The following is a 13,779-nucleotide window of genomic DNA, read 5'->3' on the forward strand; positions in this document are numbered from 1 at the left end:
GAATGTGAACTTAAAGTTAACTGATTACTAATTATCTAGCGACAAGCCAATTTCTTTCAACAAGATTGCAGCATTAAAAATAGTACAAGGGCCATCCTTCAATTTATAATCAAAATCCATCTCTCCATTATTTATCTGTATATCAAAATGGAAATTACGGACAGCCGCATCATAAATATCTTTTAATTCAGATAGTTGAAGATCATGCGTAGCAAAAAGAGTTGGCCTGTGCAAATCAATTAATCGCTCAATAAAAACTTTCGAACCCATCAACTTATCTTTACTATTGGTCCCCCTTAACATTTCATCAATTAAAACCAGTGAATTTTCATGTAGCGCGACTTGGGTTAGTATCATTTTCAATCTATTTAACTCTGCCTTAAATGTAGACGTACGCTCATGCAGCGAATCTTTGATCCTCATATACGTTAAGAGCCTAAAAATAGAGAGCGTCATCTTACTGGCGCAAACAGGGGCGCCCAAATAAGCAAGCACCATATTAACACCAATTGTGCGTAGAAACGTACTTTTACCAGCCATATTAGAACCGGTAATAATATCAACAGTCGGCTGTCCCATAAACTCAAAATGGTTATCAATCCTCTTAGGCGGTGGGATAAGTGGATGGCCCATAAAGGTGGACGAAAATGAAAAATCATCAACAATCTCAGGGAATGTCCAAGTTGGATGGTTGAACGTCAAAGTTGCGATCGAGATCAATTCTTCAAAGGAACCAATGCGATCTAAACCATTTTCTACTTTTGAAGCTGCAGTTTGGTGCCATTGATCAATTTTAATGCAGCATCTTAAATCCCATAAAAAGAAAAAATTCAATACGGCTGAAAGTAAAATATTTAGCCTTACATCAAACGCTTGTATAATTTTAGCTAATTTCTTTATCTGTAAGCTTACTTTCTCTTTAGAGTCAAATAAAGCTATGATATAATCACTTTTCCATTCCCTTTCTTCAGTCCATGCTATTGCAGTCCCATAATCGTTCAACAACGCCGCACTTCCGCTAAAGCCATAATAAAGCATATTGATACGCTTCATGTAATAAAAGGTAACCGCCGCATTCACTAACACTAACAGCGATAGCACGCTCCAAAGTTTTCCACCTACCACCACGGCTGCCAGAAACAACGTTATGGTTACAACCGGAGTTATTTTAACATACAACTTCAAAAACCGCCCTTGTGTAAACTTCAATTGTTTAGCAAGTTGCTCTTTTAATTTATATTTAATTTCTGCAATTTTATTGGTTCTATGCATTTTTAGATTAGCTCTAAAACCGAAAGTGCTTTCAATTTCACTAAAAATTTCTCGAACCGCAACCTGCCGTTCCAAAATTGCTACTTTATTGTTTTCCTGGCTAAGATGATTTGATAATTTCTCTATACCCTCATAGGTTGCACAACGGTTAATTAATGCAAATAGAGAAGATTTCCCAAAAACATCTAGATCAGCGAGATAAGGATGACTATCATCCTCAAAGGATGTACCCTCATCATAACCATTTCCATTTCCAGTGCTAACAGCTACCTCATTTTGATAAACCCACAATAAATTTTTTAAGTAGGCTTCTTCCTTCTCCAGTACCTGTTGCTTTTTCACCACAGCGATGAAAATGATAATCGGCAGCAATAAGCAAAACCCAGCGATTAATATGACCAGCTCATTAGTAACACTCACAAATACTACAAACACCAATACTTCAGCGAGTAATAACGCCACCCTTAAAAAAGAAAACCTATCTATCTTCGCTTTAACGACTTTTATTTTGTTTTCGAACTCATCAATTAAGATTTCGTAATTCGTTTGTATTTCTTGCTCGGTTTTAAACATTATCTTTGAAAAATAAAGGGTAAAGATAGAAAATGCTCAAGATAGAATAACATGAAGATTTCGTTAATCGCCGTTGGCAAAACTGAGGACAAATATTTAATAGAGGGAATTGAGAAGTATCTTAACCGACTAAAACATTATATCAATTTTAATTTAGTAATTATCCCCGACATTAAAAACACCAAAAATTTAACTGAAGCGCAGCAAAAAAACAAAGAAGCTGAAGTTATATTTAAACAAATTAACAATGGCGATGTTATTGTTTTAATGGACGAAAAAGGCAAAAAGTATAGCTCTGTTTTATTTGCAAACTATTTAAACAAGCAAATGATAGGGAGTGTCCAACATTTAATCTTTATAATTGGCGGACCATATGGTTTCGATGAAAGTCTTTATAAACGGGCAAATGCGACTGTCTCATTATCTGAAATGACATTTTCTCACCAAATGGTAAGGTTATTTTTTGTTGAACAATTATATCGTGCTTTTACGATTTTGAAAAACGAACCTTATCACCATGCATAAAACACAGCGAATCCATTATGGAAATTGCCCAGTCTTGTCATCATTATTTAAAAGGAGTTACGATGTTACCGAATAATTACAAAAGAAAATATCGATTTAGAACAGACACGTCTAAGGAGAAAAGAATCATGAACATTACGATCACCGTTACGCTCATCATCTTATTTGTATTGTGGTATTTAATTAATTAGCTAATTAGCAAAATTTACTAATTAGCTAATTGAACATTAAACACCTTTCTTGCTAGTCATACTTGCTTTTTTGGCAGGCGCTGACTTTGCTGTTGGTGCTTTAGAGTTTGTTGGTTTTGCCTTCGCGGTTGCTTTTGGTTTCAAATCAACTTTGTCTTCAGTAATCCCTCCAGATTCCTCTTCTAAATTAGGAGCAGTTTCTGTAAACAATGGTAAATCCTTTAATAAATTATACCATCCTACAATTTTCTTCATATCTGAAGTATATACCTTTTCTTTGTCGTAATCAGGAGCAACTTCTTCAAAAAAAGTTTTCAATGCATTGCCATCAATCTTTGCATCTGGCACACTTTTATGCCCTCCAATTTTAGTAAGCACATCAATTAACTTTATTTCTTGATTCTCACCATAAATTGTGATGTCTTCTAATGAAGCCAACTTTGTTGTCGATAAATTAGCAACAATCTTTAGTTTTTGCGCATCTAAACTTTCTAAAACATAACCTGCTTTATTCTGGCCAATAAGTTTAAATAAACCTGGCCTTCCAGATACAGCTACAATTCCTCTTAAATTCATATGTAAATAGTTTGACGTCTTGTGTTTGGCGCTTTAAACGCTTCACCCAAAGCGCTTTGTGCATTTAATCTTCTATAACTTCAATTGATAAAATTTTATCTCCTTGTCTGATGTCATCCACCAAATCAACATTTTCAACAACCTTGCCAAAGCAGGTGTGATTGCGGTCTAAGTGTGCTGTATTTGCTCTACTATGGCAAATAAAGAATTGAGATCCACCCGTATTTCTCCCTGCGTGGGCCATTGATAGTACACCACGATCATGGAATTGGTTTTCTCCATCCAATTCACAGTCAATTTTGTAACCTGGACCTCCAGTGCCAGCTAAGTGCGCCTTTGCTGGATCTTTAGAATTTGGGCAGCCACCCTGTATCATAAAGTTAGGGATTACGCGATGAAAAGAAATTCCATCATAAAAGCCTTCTCCTGCTAATTTTTTAAAATTGGCAACAGCTTTTGGAGCATCATTTTCATAAAACTCAACTGTCATATTGCCCTTCTCTGTTTTAATTATTGCTTTACTCATAGTATATTTTCCTTGCTATATATAATTTATCAATGTATTATACGCGCAAACTCAAAGGGGTTTGCGAGCGCCAAATTTAGCAAATAGAAACGATTAGCACCACAATTCATGCATAAATACTGCCAAGAAAATAAAATCAATATCAAATAATGTATTTTAACGTTTTAAAAGCAGTTTAATTTTATAATGACCCGTAAAAAAATTACATTCGTTAGGGATTTCCAAAGTATGACCTCAAAAAAAATCAAGTTTTTTCTCCTATTAACATTGCTCTCCTTCTGCACAAAGGCATCATCTATTTTAATTTATATGGATGAGACCCAGAAAAATCATTTGAAGGCATACGGGATTGCTTATTGGAGCATCACGCAGCAAGCTGAAGTTAATTGGTTATTAAATTACCGCGGAGGCAGTTTTTTGATCAAATACATGAAAACTGTTGAAGATGAATGCAAAATAAGAGGTGTGTCTTACGAGATTATCGCAGATGGAAAAGTAAATGGCATTCTAAATGAAATTAACAATCCCGATGTGAATATGGAAATGGTGAAATTGGAGAAAACACCCAAGATCGCAGTTTATTCTCCAAAAAGTAAATTACCATGGGATGATGCAGTGACGCTTGTACTTACCTATGCAGAAATTCCATACGATATTATATATGATGATGAAATTTTAAAAGATAAATTATCAGTTTATGATTGGCTGCATTTACATCACGAAGATTTTACTGGTCAATATGGGCGATTTTGGTCGTCATTTAGAAATGCTACATGGTATCAAGAAGATGTAAAATATCAAGAAGCCGCAGCGAAACGAAATGGTTTCCAAAAAGTTTCCCAAATGAAGCTTTCTGTAGCTAAGCGTATCAAAGAATTCTGTTCAGGAGGAGGATTTTTGTTCGCAATGTGTTCTGGAACAGACAGTTTCGACATCGCATTAGCCGCAGAAGGCCTAGATATTTGCGAAAGTATGTTTGATGGTGATGGCACAGATCAAGATGCTCAAAGTAAATTAAATTACAATGCAGCTGTCGCTTTCAAAGACTTTAAATTGGAGATGAATGCAGAGAAGTATGAATTTTCAGACATTGACGCCACCCAGTCTCGAAACTTTAATGAGGGAAATGACTTTTTCACCCTGTTTGACTTTTCTGCAAAATGGGATTTGGTCCCCACAATGCTTACTCAAAATCACGACAAGGTAATTAAGGGTTTTATGGGACAAACAACTGCCTTTAAAAAGTCTTTGATCAAACCAAGCGTCACCGTATTGGGTGAAAATAAAGGTGGTGCAGAAGTGCGTTATTTGCATGGTGAAATTGGAAAAGGACAGTTCTCTTTTTATGGGGGTCATGACCCTGAAGATTATCAGCATCAAGTAAGCGATCCTCCAACAGACTTAAGTTTGCATCCAAACTCTCCGGGATATCGGCTAATCTTAAATAACGTGCTGTTCCCGGCAGCGAAGAAAAAACCGCAGAAAACCTAGTCGCTAGTCATAGAAATTCCAGCTTACACCAAACTTCAACAACTTGTCTTGCATAGGATAATCATTTACGGTATAGAACCCATTTGAAAAGAGCTTCTGATTGATGTAATCGTATTTCACAAATAAATTCGCCCTACGTAAACCCGCCTTTACCCAAATATCAATAACTGGTTTTGATCCGAATGTAGGAGAAGTAGTGTTATAAAACTGACTCGCTGCTGGAGAATAGGACAAAGAGGTATAGGTTGTATTATACCTTACATCAAATCCTATTTGCGTTTTCAAAACTTTAAAAAAGGTTTGATCCTTATATAAACTGTTAAACGTATAAACTTCTGGCGTTCTTAATAAATCCTTGCTATCGGTCTTCTGATAAACCACATAGGCATCAAGATGATAGCTTCGGAATACAAATCTCTTGCCTACACTAACTTTCAGTAAATTAATTGCGGAAGACTCCTGCGCCGGAATGATCGCCTTTGCCTTACTGGGATCCTCTTTAAAATAGAGGTAGTTATTAACGAGATAATAAGCTGCACTTGCATCCAATTTCAACACATCGTTAAGGTAACTGAAAGTAAAGTTAGCAATTTTAGTCCGGTCAAAATTGTTATCCTGTGGTGCCCATTGGTAATGATTTCCTTTATATTCGGTAAAAATTTGTTCAGGCGATTTATTTTGCAGATAGGCACCCATTACAATTCTACCCGCTTTTTCACTAAACAACAGCTTACTTTTTGCCTCATATAAAAAATCGCCAATGTTTCTACCTTGAAAAATTTGCTGCACATTCAAATCAAGATTAATCCGGTTGCTAAAACGATATCCTAACACACCTAGTAAGGTAACATTTTGGAAGCTAAACCGGTCAAAATAATCATTTTCACCGCTTTTTCTCACATTGTATTGCTCATAATTATAAAAATCATGGCGAATTCCTGCATCGATTTTTAGCTCATTCTTAATAACAGAACTTCCTTTCGCTCTTAAAAAAAAACTGTAGATGAATTCATTTTGTATATGCTTTACATTGGTAGAGTCGTTTGTAAACGCTGGATCATAAGCTGTTTCTACAGGTAACACAGCAGATGAATTTTCTTCTACCTGATCCTTTTTAAAGGAATACGAGCTATTATCAAAAATAAAAGTGTGTGAAATTTTATTGGTTGGTAAAATATTCTGAGCACTGCTCTTACCGGTACTGTCTATTCTACCAACAAAATAGCTTTGCTTCATCAAAAAAGCATTTTTTCTCCAAAGCTGCTTTGCTGTATACAACCGAACCGATTCTGCAAGCTTGTCAACCAATCTGTTACCGTTAGGTTCAAAAATATTAGTATTGACAATCGAACCGTTTTCTTGTGCCTTCAAGGTATTAAAAACTCCATCAACCCAAAGGTTATATCTATTATTAGGAGATTCATACCAGGTAAAAATTGCCGCATTCAAATGATCTCCACGCTGGCGGGAATAAACCCCATTTGCTCCGATCCGATTAAAATTCGCACCAAAATTCCAATTTTTCTTGATATTCTGCGAATGTGTGAGCTTCAACATCTGTTCCTTTTCCCCACCACTTACATAATACAAACTTGTAAAGGGTGAACGAGCCTTATAGAACTTAACATCATCATGGTTTAATACATAATAATCAAATGAGTGAAATCCTGCATCGAACCCAATTGTTTTGTGTGGATTAAATAAGAGCGATGTAGCGGCTAAACCTAAATTTCCAGTACCAACTGTGGGGTTTCGGGGCTGGAATAAAGGGCTAAAATTTTGAATGCCAACAAGACTTGTATCGAGTGGAATTGTTTGAATACTATCCTTTGTGAGTTTTAAAGTTGTGTATCTAACATACTTAGCGGTAAAAACAACAGAATCTTTTTCTCCATCTAGTGCTTTCCTTATCGAATCCTGCTGTTTTTTATTTGCATTGATCGTTGTTTTTAAATCTTGTGAAAATGCAGCATTTGAACCACAAAAAAACAAACTAAAAAAAGTAAATAATATGATGATTCTATACATTACAACGAGGAGATTAATTTGCTTAGGATGCTCGTCATTTTAGGCTCAGCCTCTGCTGCAGTTTCTAATATTTCTTCTAAACTAAAAGGAGAAAGTATTTCCGGAAATCCTTCATCCGTTAATACGGAAATCGCAAAAACCGGTAAACCCATATGATTGGCTACAATAACTTCGGGAACAGTGCTCATTCCCACAGCGTCTCCACCAATAATTCTTAAATATTTATACTCTGCCTTTGTTTCCAAATTGGGACCGGTTACAGCGACATATACACCTTCGTGGCAAGCGATACCTTCATTTTTTGCAATTTCTAACCCATTGGCAATTAACTTTCGATTATAAGGTTCACTCATATCCGGAAAACGAGGACCTAAATCTGAGTCGTTAATACCTCTTAAAGGACTCTCAGGTTGCAAATTAATATGATCGTTAAGGATCATCAAATCGCCTTTCTTAAAATCTGGGTTTAAAGATCCTGCCGCATTCGAAACAAATAAATGCCGAATTCCTATTGATTTTAAAACTCGAATGGGGAAGGTTATTTGTTGCATGGAATATCCTTCGTAATAATGTAGCCTGCCTTGCATTGCCACCACGTTCTTTCCTGCTAATTCTCCAAAAATCAATTTTCCAGAATGAAACTCCAAGGTGGAAATCGGAAAATGTGGTATGCTCGAATACATGATGCTATATGCTACTTTAATATCCTTAACCAAACCGCCAAGGCCAGTACCTAATACAATCCCAACTTCAGGTTCAAAATCACCTATTTTGCGTTTTAAGTATTCAACTGATTCTTTTAGCGTGTGCAACATAATCTAATATATTTTTATCAAAGGTAAATTTATCTTTAGTCGCCAATTCTATCTCAATTGGCAGATAAAATATAGGCAAATCTAATAGTAAATCTTTTAAATTATCATCTAATAAACGTTTACTATCCTTTTCTGTTGTGATGATGATTTTTTCTTTCGATGGATGCTCATTAAAGGCGCTTACCAAATCCTCTATATTCGCTTTTGTAAACTTGTGATGATCTGGATATTCAAACTTTATGATGCTTCCCGATAACGCATTTAAATACATCAACAAAGGTTTAGGATTGGCTATTCCGGTAAGTAGAAAGACTACTTTTCCATTTATTTCAGCACCGATTTCTTTAGCGAACAAGCTGATTAACTGACCGTACTTTATAGATGAAAAGGAAATTTTCTGCTCAATTGTTAGGTCTATTTTTTTACGGATATTAATTTGATCAACAATATTAACAGGAACGGGACTTTTTGTAACCAACACTGCATTTGCACGATTATAATTTGAAAATGCCTCACGTAAATTACCCATGGGCAATAAGAACTGCCATTTTAATAATTTATCGAATTCAAATAATAAAATGTTAAACCCTGCTTTTACCGCTCTATGTTGATATGCATCATCTAAAAGAATTAGATCATGATCATCTTTTAATCTATTTATTCCGTGTACACGGTCTTCACACACAGCAACGGTAACCTGCTTAAATTTATGATAATATTGCATAGGTTCATCACCGATGGTTTGAGAAGTGGCATTTTCATTGGCTACGATGAACCCTTTTGTTTTACGACCATAACCTCTGCTTAATATCGCAATCTTATATTCCGTTAAAAGTTTTACCAAATACTCTGTTGTTGGTGTTTTACCCGCGCCACCAATCGCTAAATTACCAATACAAATTATCGGAAGATCAAATTTTGTAGATTTGAAAATGCCCCAATCATATAATTTATTCCTTAACAAGGTTATTATTCCATAGAATATGGAAATGGGGAATAGCAAATAGCGTAAGATATTAATCATATAAAGCAATCAAATCTAAGGATAATCCTATAAATCCTATAATTTTATCCTCAGACACTAGAAAGTCCTTATATTTGCAGAAATTAAAATTATACTATGCTTAAAGGATTTTTCAACGTACCAACCCCTATCAACGAGCCTATTTTAGGTTATGCACCTGGAAGTAAAGAAAGAGAATTATTAAAAGCTGCATTAGCTGATGCGCGTGCTACAGTAATTGATATTCCAATGTATATTGGAAGTGAAGAAGTGTTTACAGAACAGAAAGGCAAAGTTACACCTCCCCATGATCATCAGCATGTGTTGGCTAACTTTAGTAAAGGAAATAAAAATCATGTAACCCAAGCCATCGATGCTGCTTTAGCCGCAAAGGCAGATTGGGAAAATTTAGCATGGGAACATCGCGCTGCAATCTTCTTAAAAGCCGCTGACCTAATCGCTGGACCATATCGTTATAAATTAAATGCTGCGACGATGTTAGGTCAAAGCAAAAACGCTTATCAAGCCGAAATTGATTCTGCGTGCGAGTTGATAGATTTCTTGCGTTTTAATGTAAGTTACATGTCAGAAATCTATAAACAGCAACCGCCAGTATCTCCAAAAGGAAGTTGGAATAGGCTTGAACAACGCCCTTTAGAGGGTTTTGTATTTGCCCTAACACCATTCAACTTTACCGCAATCGCCGGAAATTTACCTACTTCTGTAGCAATGATGGGAAATGTAGTTGTTTGGAAACCTGCTAATACGCAAATTTATGCAGCAAATGTTTTAATGCAGATTTTCAGAGAAGCTGGCCTACCTGATGGAGTAATTAATTTGGTTTATGTATCTGGCCCCGATGCTGGCGACGTAATTTTCTCTCATCCTGATTTTGCCGGTATTCATTTTACAGGTTCTACTGGTGTGTTTCAGGATATTTGGAAGACAATAGGGAATAACATCCATAAATTCAAAACCTATCCTCGGATTGTTGGAGAAACGGGAGGTAAAGATTTCATCCTAATCCATGGTTCGGCAGATCCAGAAACATCTAGTACCGCAATTATACGTGGTGCTTTTGAATACCAAGGCCAAAAATGCTCGGCAGCGTCCAGAACGTACATTGCAAAAAGCATTTGGCCAAAGGTAAAGGAATATATGCTACGCGATCTGGCAACCTTTAAAATGGGTGGAACTGAAGACTTTGGAAATTTCATCAATGCCGTAATTGACGAGAAATCTTTCAACAGCCTAACCAAGTACATTGAAACCGCAAAAACAGATAAGGGAGTTGAAATTATTGCAGGCGGAAATTACGACAATAGCAAAGGCTATTTCATTGAGCCAACCGTATTGGTTGTCGACGATCCTAAATATACCACTATGTGTGAGGAATTATTTGGACCCGTACTATCAGTATATGTTTACGATGATAAGGACTTTGATAAAATCTTAGATGTTATTGACACCACTTCAATCTATGCTTTAACCGGTGCAGTTATTAGTCAAGATCGTTATGCAATTGAAAAAGCTACACATCGTTTAAGAAACGCTGCTGGCAACTTTTATATTAATGATAAATGTACAGGAGCAGTTGTAGGACAGCAACCATTTGGAGGTGCCAGAGGTAGTGGTACAAATGATAAAGCGGGTTCGATGATTAATTTGCTACGTTGGGTTTCTCCACGCACTATCAAAGAAACATTTGATCCACCTAAAGATTATAGGTATCCTTTTTTAGGAAATGATTAAAACATTATACAACAAAAAAGTCCAGGCAAAAATTGCCTGGACTTTTTTATTGATGCTCAAGCGAACTTAACTCACCTTAAAAGCGGGAGAAACGTCCGCTACACTTGTACTGGTTACTTTTAAGTCCTTAATTAATCCTGTCTTTAAACTGTAAACCCAAGCATGCACCGAAAGCTCTTGCCCATTAGCCCATGCATTTTGTACAATAGAGGTATTCATTACATTAGCCGCGCCTTCAATTGCGTTTAATTCAACCAAACGATTTGATTTCTGCTCTGGATCTTTCATCGTTTGCATCTCTCTTTCATGCATGCGATAAACATCTCTAATATTTCTAAGCCAATTGTCAATAATTCCTACTTGTTTATTTCCTAATGCAGCATTAACTCCACCACAACCGTAGTGCCCACACACTATCACATGTTTTACTTTTAAAACATTTACCGAATAATCTAACACGCTTAACATATTCATATCGGTATGAACAACAACGTTCGCAATATTTCTATGAACAAAGATGTCACCAGGTAAGGTATTAGTAATTTGATTTGCTGGCACGCGGCTGTCTGAACACCCGATCCATAAAACCGGCGGGTTTTGCCCTGCAGATAATTTATCAAAATAACCTGGGTCAGTTTTCTTCATATCCTCCACCCAATCAATATTGCCCTGTAATAGGCCGTCGTATGTTATGTCTTTTGTTTCTATTGTTTTTGCGCACATAATTTTAATTATTAATTTCTTCTACAATCTTATTATTTAATTTAGGCACGGTATAATGATTTTTAACATGCTCTAAAGTTACAATAATGCCTTTGGTATAAGCATTATGTTTGTAATTAAAAATAGTTTCTAAAACGTCTGGATCTATATATCGAGCATTCGAACCATCTATAATTACATTGGTTTCATTGGGAATTCCAGTTAAAAGCACCTGTATGGCTGCCTTATTTAAGAACGAAACCTCCTCTGCTAGTTTAATTCTAATATTCTTCTTATTACCTTCTTCCTGTACTTTATAAAAGTATGGATTGCGCATGTTGGTGCGAAGTAAGTAAAAGATTGAAAATACCATACCCACGGCTACACCTTTTAATAAATCGGTTAGTACTACGGCCACTACGGTTAAAACAAACGGAATAAATTGATCCCAACCTTTATGATACATATCTTTAAACAAGGATACTCTAGTAAGTTTATAACCTGTAACCAAAAGTATCGCAGCTAAACAAGCCAACGGGATCATGTTAATCAGGGTTGGAATTAATACCAATGATAGCAGCAGTAAAATTCCATGAAAAATAGTTGACATTTTAGTTCTGGCACCAGCGCCAACATTCGCTGAACTTCTAACAATAACCGATGTCATTGGCAATCCGCCAATCATACCACTCGCCATGTTTCCAATCCCCTGGGCTATTAACTCTCTATTGGTTGGAGTTACTCGCTTTATTGGATCAATTTTATCAACTGCTTCGATCCCTAAAAGCGTTTCCAAACTAGCTACAATTGCAATAGTACCTGCAACAATCCAAACTTGTTTATTGCCAATTGCGGTAAAATCTGGCATACTAAACAGCCCGATAAACCCATCAAAGCCACTAACAACAGGAATCGCCACCATTTGCTCTGCCTTTAACGCATATGGAGTTCCCTGAAAAGCAAGACTCAGCGTGATCCCAAGTGCTACCACTATTAAGGGGGCTGGAACCACATTTAGTGTTTTAATTTTTGGCCAAAATAAAAGAATTAATACGGCCAATACGCTAATTAAAACAGCAGCAAGACTAAACTGATTTAGCGCATTGCCAATAGCAGAAAAGGTATTTTGATTGTCGCTCTGGAAAAATTGTTCATCACCTAAGAAGTCACTATCAACCCCTAAAGCGTGAGGGAGTTGCTTTAATATTAAAATTAATCCGATTGCTGCGAGCATTCCCTGGATCACACTGGAGGGAAAATAATTCCCAATAGTGCCGGCCTTAATCAGGCCGAGCACCAATTGAAGAACACCCGCCAAAACCAAAGCAAGTAAAAAGATTCGGTAATCACCCAATGAGGTAATCGCCCCTAAAACAATAACGGTTAATCCAGCCGCCGGACCACTAACGCTTAACTGCGAACCACTTAAAGAGCCAGTAACTATCCCCCCAACAATACCTGCAATAAGCCCGGCAAATAGGGGCGCGCCCGAAGCTAGGGCAATTCCCAAACACAGCGGCAACGCAACTAAAAACACTACAATGCTAGAGGGTAAATCGCGCTTTAAATTTTTTTTCAATAAATATTTCTTCACATCGAAGCTTGGAGCTTGCGAATTTTCACTTTTCATAAACTTTCTTTAAAATTTAATAAATCACACGTAGATAAAGATAACTTTTACTTACCTGCCATATGCAATTAGCTATGCAGCAACGCACTTGCGCATTATAAATCACAGCCATTTTTAAAATACCACATTATATTGCAGAATTTATCCTGCAAAAACTGTTGGCTATCAAAAAATTAAGAAAAGTTTGGTGGGGGTGTTGGTACAGATGGGTGATAAGGATCAACATATCGCCGCGAATGATCTATGAAGCTATTTTTAATTCCTTGTGTAATCAACTGGGGAATATAATTTACGTCAAACCGTTGAAACATCAATTTTTGCTCGCCAAATTTGACGTTTGACTTTCCAGGGTCATCCGAGTTATTCTCAGTTTCAAGCTGCATAATCACAGCGCTCATGAGATCTTTGTCCAAATGAGCAAAAAATACAGGTGCCCCAGAAATTACCATCTTTGCAGTAAAGATACCCAAGAAGGTAAGTACTATAAGTATACGGTATTTGCTTAGCAACATCTATTCGTTATAATTGTATTGATGTTTTCAAAAATACCTCCAAAATATTGAAAGCACCAAATTTTTAAGGAAGAAAAAAGCATTTTTATACAAAACTTTTACAAATAAAGTGTCGCATGGGTTGAAATTGAAAATCTATTACAAAAAAGCAAGGGATTAACTGTATTTTGGCATCCTTTAACC

12 protein-coding genes are annotated in these 13,779 nt (G+C 36.3%); 3 read left to right on the forward strand and 9 right to left on the reverse strand.

Annotation, left to right across the window (positions count from 1 at the left end; all coding sequences use genetic code 11):
- Positions 1-27: 27 nt before the first annotated feature.
- Positions 28-1,845, reverse strand: a complete 1,818-nt coding sequence (locus tag BM207_RS07155; RefSeq protein WP_090992882.1) for a MutS-related protein — start codon at positions 1,843-1,845, stop codon at positions 28-30.
- A 51-nt stretch (positions 1,846-1,896) separates the two neighbouring features.
- Between BM207_RS07155 and rlmH the strand changes: the two genes are divergently transcribed.
- Positions 1,897-2,370: a 23S rRNA (pseudouridine(1915)-N(3))-methyltransferase RlmH gene (gene rlmH / locus BM207_RS07160; RefSeq protein WP_090992883.1), complete on the forward strand. Its 474-nt coding sequence runs from the start codon at positions 1,897-1,899 to the stop codon at positions 2,368-2,370.
- 227 nt (positions 2,371-2,597) lie between these two features.
- Here rlmH and BM207_RS07165 read toward each other — a convergent pair whose 3' ends face one another.
- Together BM207_RS07165 and BM207_RS07170 are read right to left on the reverse strand one after the other, a co-directional pair.
- On the reverse strand, positions 2,598-3,137 hold the full coding sequence (locus BM207_RS07165) for a DUF5606 family protein (protein WP_090992884.1): 540 nt from the start codon (positions 3,135-3,137) through the stop codon (positions 2,598-2,600).
- Positions 3,138-3,201: 64 nt separating this feature from the next.
- Positions 3,202-3,663, reverse strand: coding sequence for a peptidylprolyl isomerase (locus BM207_RS07170; RefSeq protein WP_090992885.1), 462 nt, complete (start codon positions 3,661-3,663; stop codon positions 3,202-3,204).
- A gap of 228 nt (positions 3,664-3,891) precedes the next feature.
- Between BM207_RS07170 and BM207_RS07175 the strand changes: the two genes are divergently transcribed.
- The gene (locus BM207_RS07175; protein WP_090992972.1) at positions 3,892-5,154 is read left to right on the forward strand and encodes an asparagine synthetase B; all 1,263 of its coding nucleotides are present in this window, start codon (positions 3,892-3,894) and stop codon (positions 5,152-5,154) included.
- 3 nt (positions 5,155-5,157) lie between these two features.
- On the opposite strand, the gene BM207_RS07180 is transcribed toward BM207_RS07175, so the two are convergent.
- The 3 genes from BM207_RS07180 to lpxK are packed head-to-tail and all read right to left on the reverse strand — an operon-like array spanning position 5,158 to position 9,021.
- The gene (locus BM207_RS07180; protein WP_090992886.1) at positions 5,158-7,182 is read right to left on the reverse strand and encodes a putative porin; all 2,025 of its coding nucleotides are present in this window, start codon (positions 7,180-7,182) and stop codon (positions 5,158-5,160) included.
- The gene (locus BM207_RS07185) at positions 7,182-7,997 is read right to left on the reverse strand and encodes a purine-nucleoside phosphorylase (protein WP_090992887.1); all 816 of its coding nucleotides are present in this window, start codon (positions 7,995-7,997) and stop codon (positions 7,182-7,184) included. Before BM207_RS07185 ends, BM207_RS07180 begins: the two co-directional genes overlap by 1 nt.
- Positions 7,969-9,021 (reverse strand): tetraacyldisaccharide 4'-kinase, encoded by a 1,053-nt coding sequence (gene lpxK, locus BM207_RS07190; protein ID WP_090992888.1) that lies wholly within the window; start codon positions 9,019-9,021, stop codon positions 7,969-7,971. The genes BM207_RS07185 and lpxK overlap by 29 nt, the downstream gene beginning before the upstream one ends.
- 96 nt (positions 9,022-9,117) lie before the next feature.
- Here lpxK and pruA point away from each other — a divergent pair, with 96 nt between their 5' ends.
- On the forward strand, positions 9,118-10,752 hold the full coding sequence (gene pruA / locus BM207_RS07195) for an L-glutamate gamma-semialdehyde dehydrogenase (protein ID WP_090992889.1): 1,635 nt from the start codon (positions 9,118-9,120) through the stop codon (positions 10,750-10,752).
- A 66-nt stretch (positions 10,753-10,818) separates the two neighbouring features.
- On the opposite strand, the gene BM207_RS07200 is transcribed toward pruA, so the two are convergent.
- The 3 genes from BM207_RS07200 to BM207_RS07210 form a co-directional block, all read right to left on the reverse strand.
- Entirely contained in the window at positions 10,819-11,475 is a 657-nt protein-coding gene (locus BM207_RS07200; protein ID WP_090992890.1) for a carbonic anhydrase, read from the reverse strand.
- A gap of 4 nt (positions 11,476-11,479) precedes the next feature.
- Positions 11,480-13,084 (reverse strand): SulP family inorganic anion transporter, encoded by a 1,605-nt coding sequence (locus BM207_RS07205; protein ID WP_090992891.1) that lies wholly within the window; start codon positions 13,082-13,084, stop codon positions 11,480-11,482.
- A 173-nt stretch (positions 13,085-13,257) separates the two neighbouring features.
- Positions 13,258-13,596, reverse strand: coding sequence for a hypothetical protein (locus BM207_RS07210; RefSeq protein ID WP_090992892.1), 339 nt, complete (start codon positions 13,594-13,596; stop codon positions 13,258-13,260).
- Positions 13,597-13,779 lie beyond the last annotated feature (183 nt).

The organism is Pedobacter insulae (genome assembly GCF_900113525.1).
Taxonomy (GTDB): domain Bacteria; phylum Bacteroidota; class Bacteroidia; order Sphingobacteriales; family Sphingobacteriaceae; genus Pedobacter; species Pedobacter insulae.

Bases quoted from the DNA above. Each gene is read 5' to 3' on its own strand.
- lpxK (WP_090992888.1), bottom strand. From the start codon at position 9,021: ATGATTAATATCTTACGCTATTTGCTATTCCCCATTTCCATATTCTAT.
- BM207_RS07170 (WP_090992885.1), bottom strand. From the start codon at position 3,663: ATGAGTAAAGCAATAATTAAAACAGAGAAGGGCAATATGACAGTTGAG.
- BM207_RS07200 (WP_090992890.1), bottom strand. From the start codon at position 11,475: ATGTGCGCAAAAACAATAGAAACAAAAGACATAACATACGACGGCCTA.
- BM207_RS07185 (WP_090992887.1), bottom strand. From the start codon at position 7,997: ATGTTGCACACGCTAAAAGAATCAGTTGAATACTTAAAACGCAAAATA.
- BM207_RS07175 (WP_090992972.1), top strand. From the start codon at position 3,892: ATGACCTCAAAAAAAATCAAGTTTTTTCTCCTATTAACATTGCTCTCC.
- rlmH (WP_090992883.1), top strand. From the start codon at position 1,897: ATGAAGATTTCGTTAATCGCCGTTGGCAAAACTGAGGACAAATATTTA.
- BM207_RS07155 (WP_090992882.1), bottom strand. From the start codon at position 1,845: ATGTTTAAAACCGAGCAAGAAATACAAACGAATTACGAAATCTTAATT.
- BM207_RS07180 (WP_090992886.1), bottom strand. From the start codon at position 7,182: ATGTATAGAATCATCATATTATTTACTTTTTTTAGTTTGTTTTTTTGT.
- BM207_RS07210 (WP_090992892.1), bottom strand. From the start codon at position 13,596: ATGTTGCTAAGCAAATACCGTATACTTATAGTACTTACCTTCTTGGGT.
- pruA (WP_090992889.1), top strand. From the start codon at position 9,118: ATGCTTAAAGGATTTTTCAACGTACCAACCCCTATCAACGAGCCTATT.
- BM207_RS07205 (WP_090992891.1), bottom strand. From the start codon at position 13,084: ATGAAAAGTGAAAATTCGCAAGCTCCAAGCTTCGATGTGAAGAAATAT.
- BM207_RS07165 (WP_090992884.1), bottom strand. From the start codon at position 3,137: ATGAATTTAAGAGGAATTGTAGCTGTATCTGGAAGGCCAGGTTTATTT.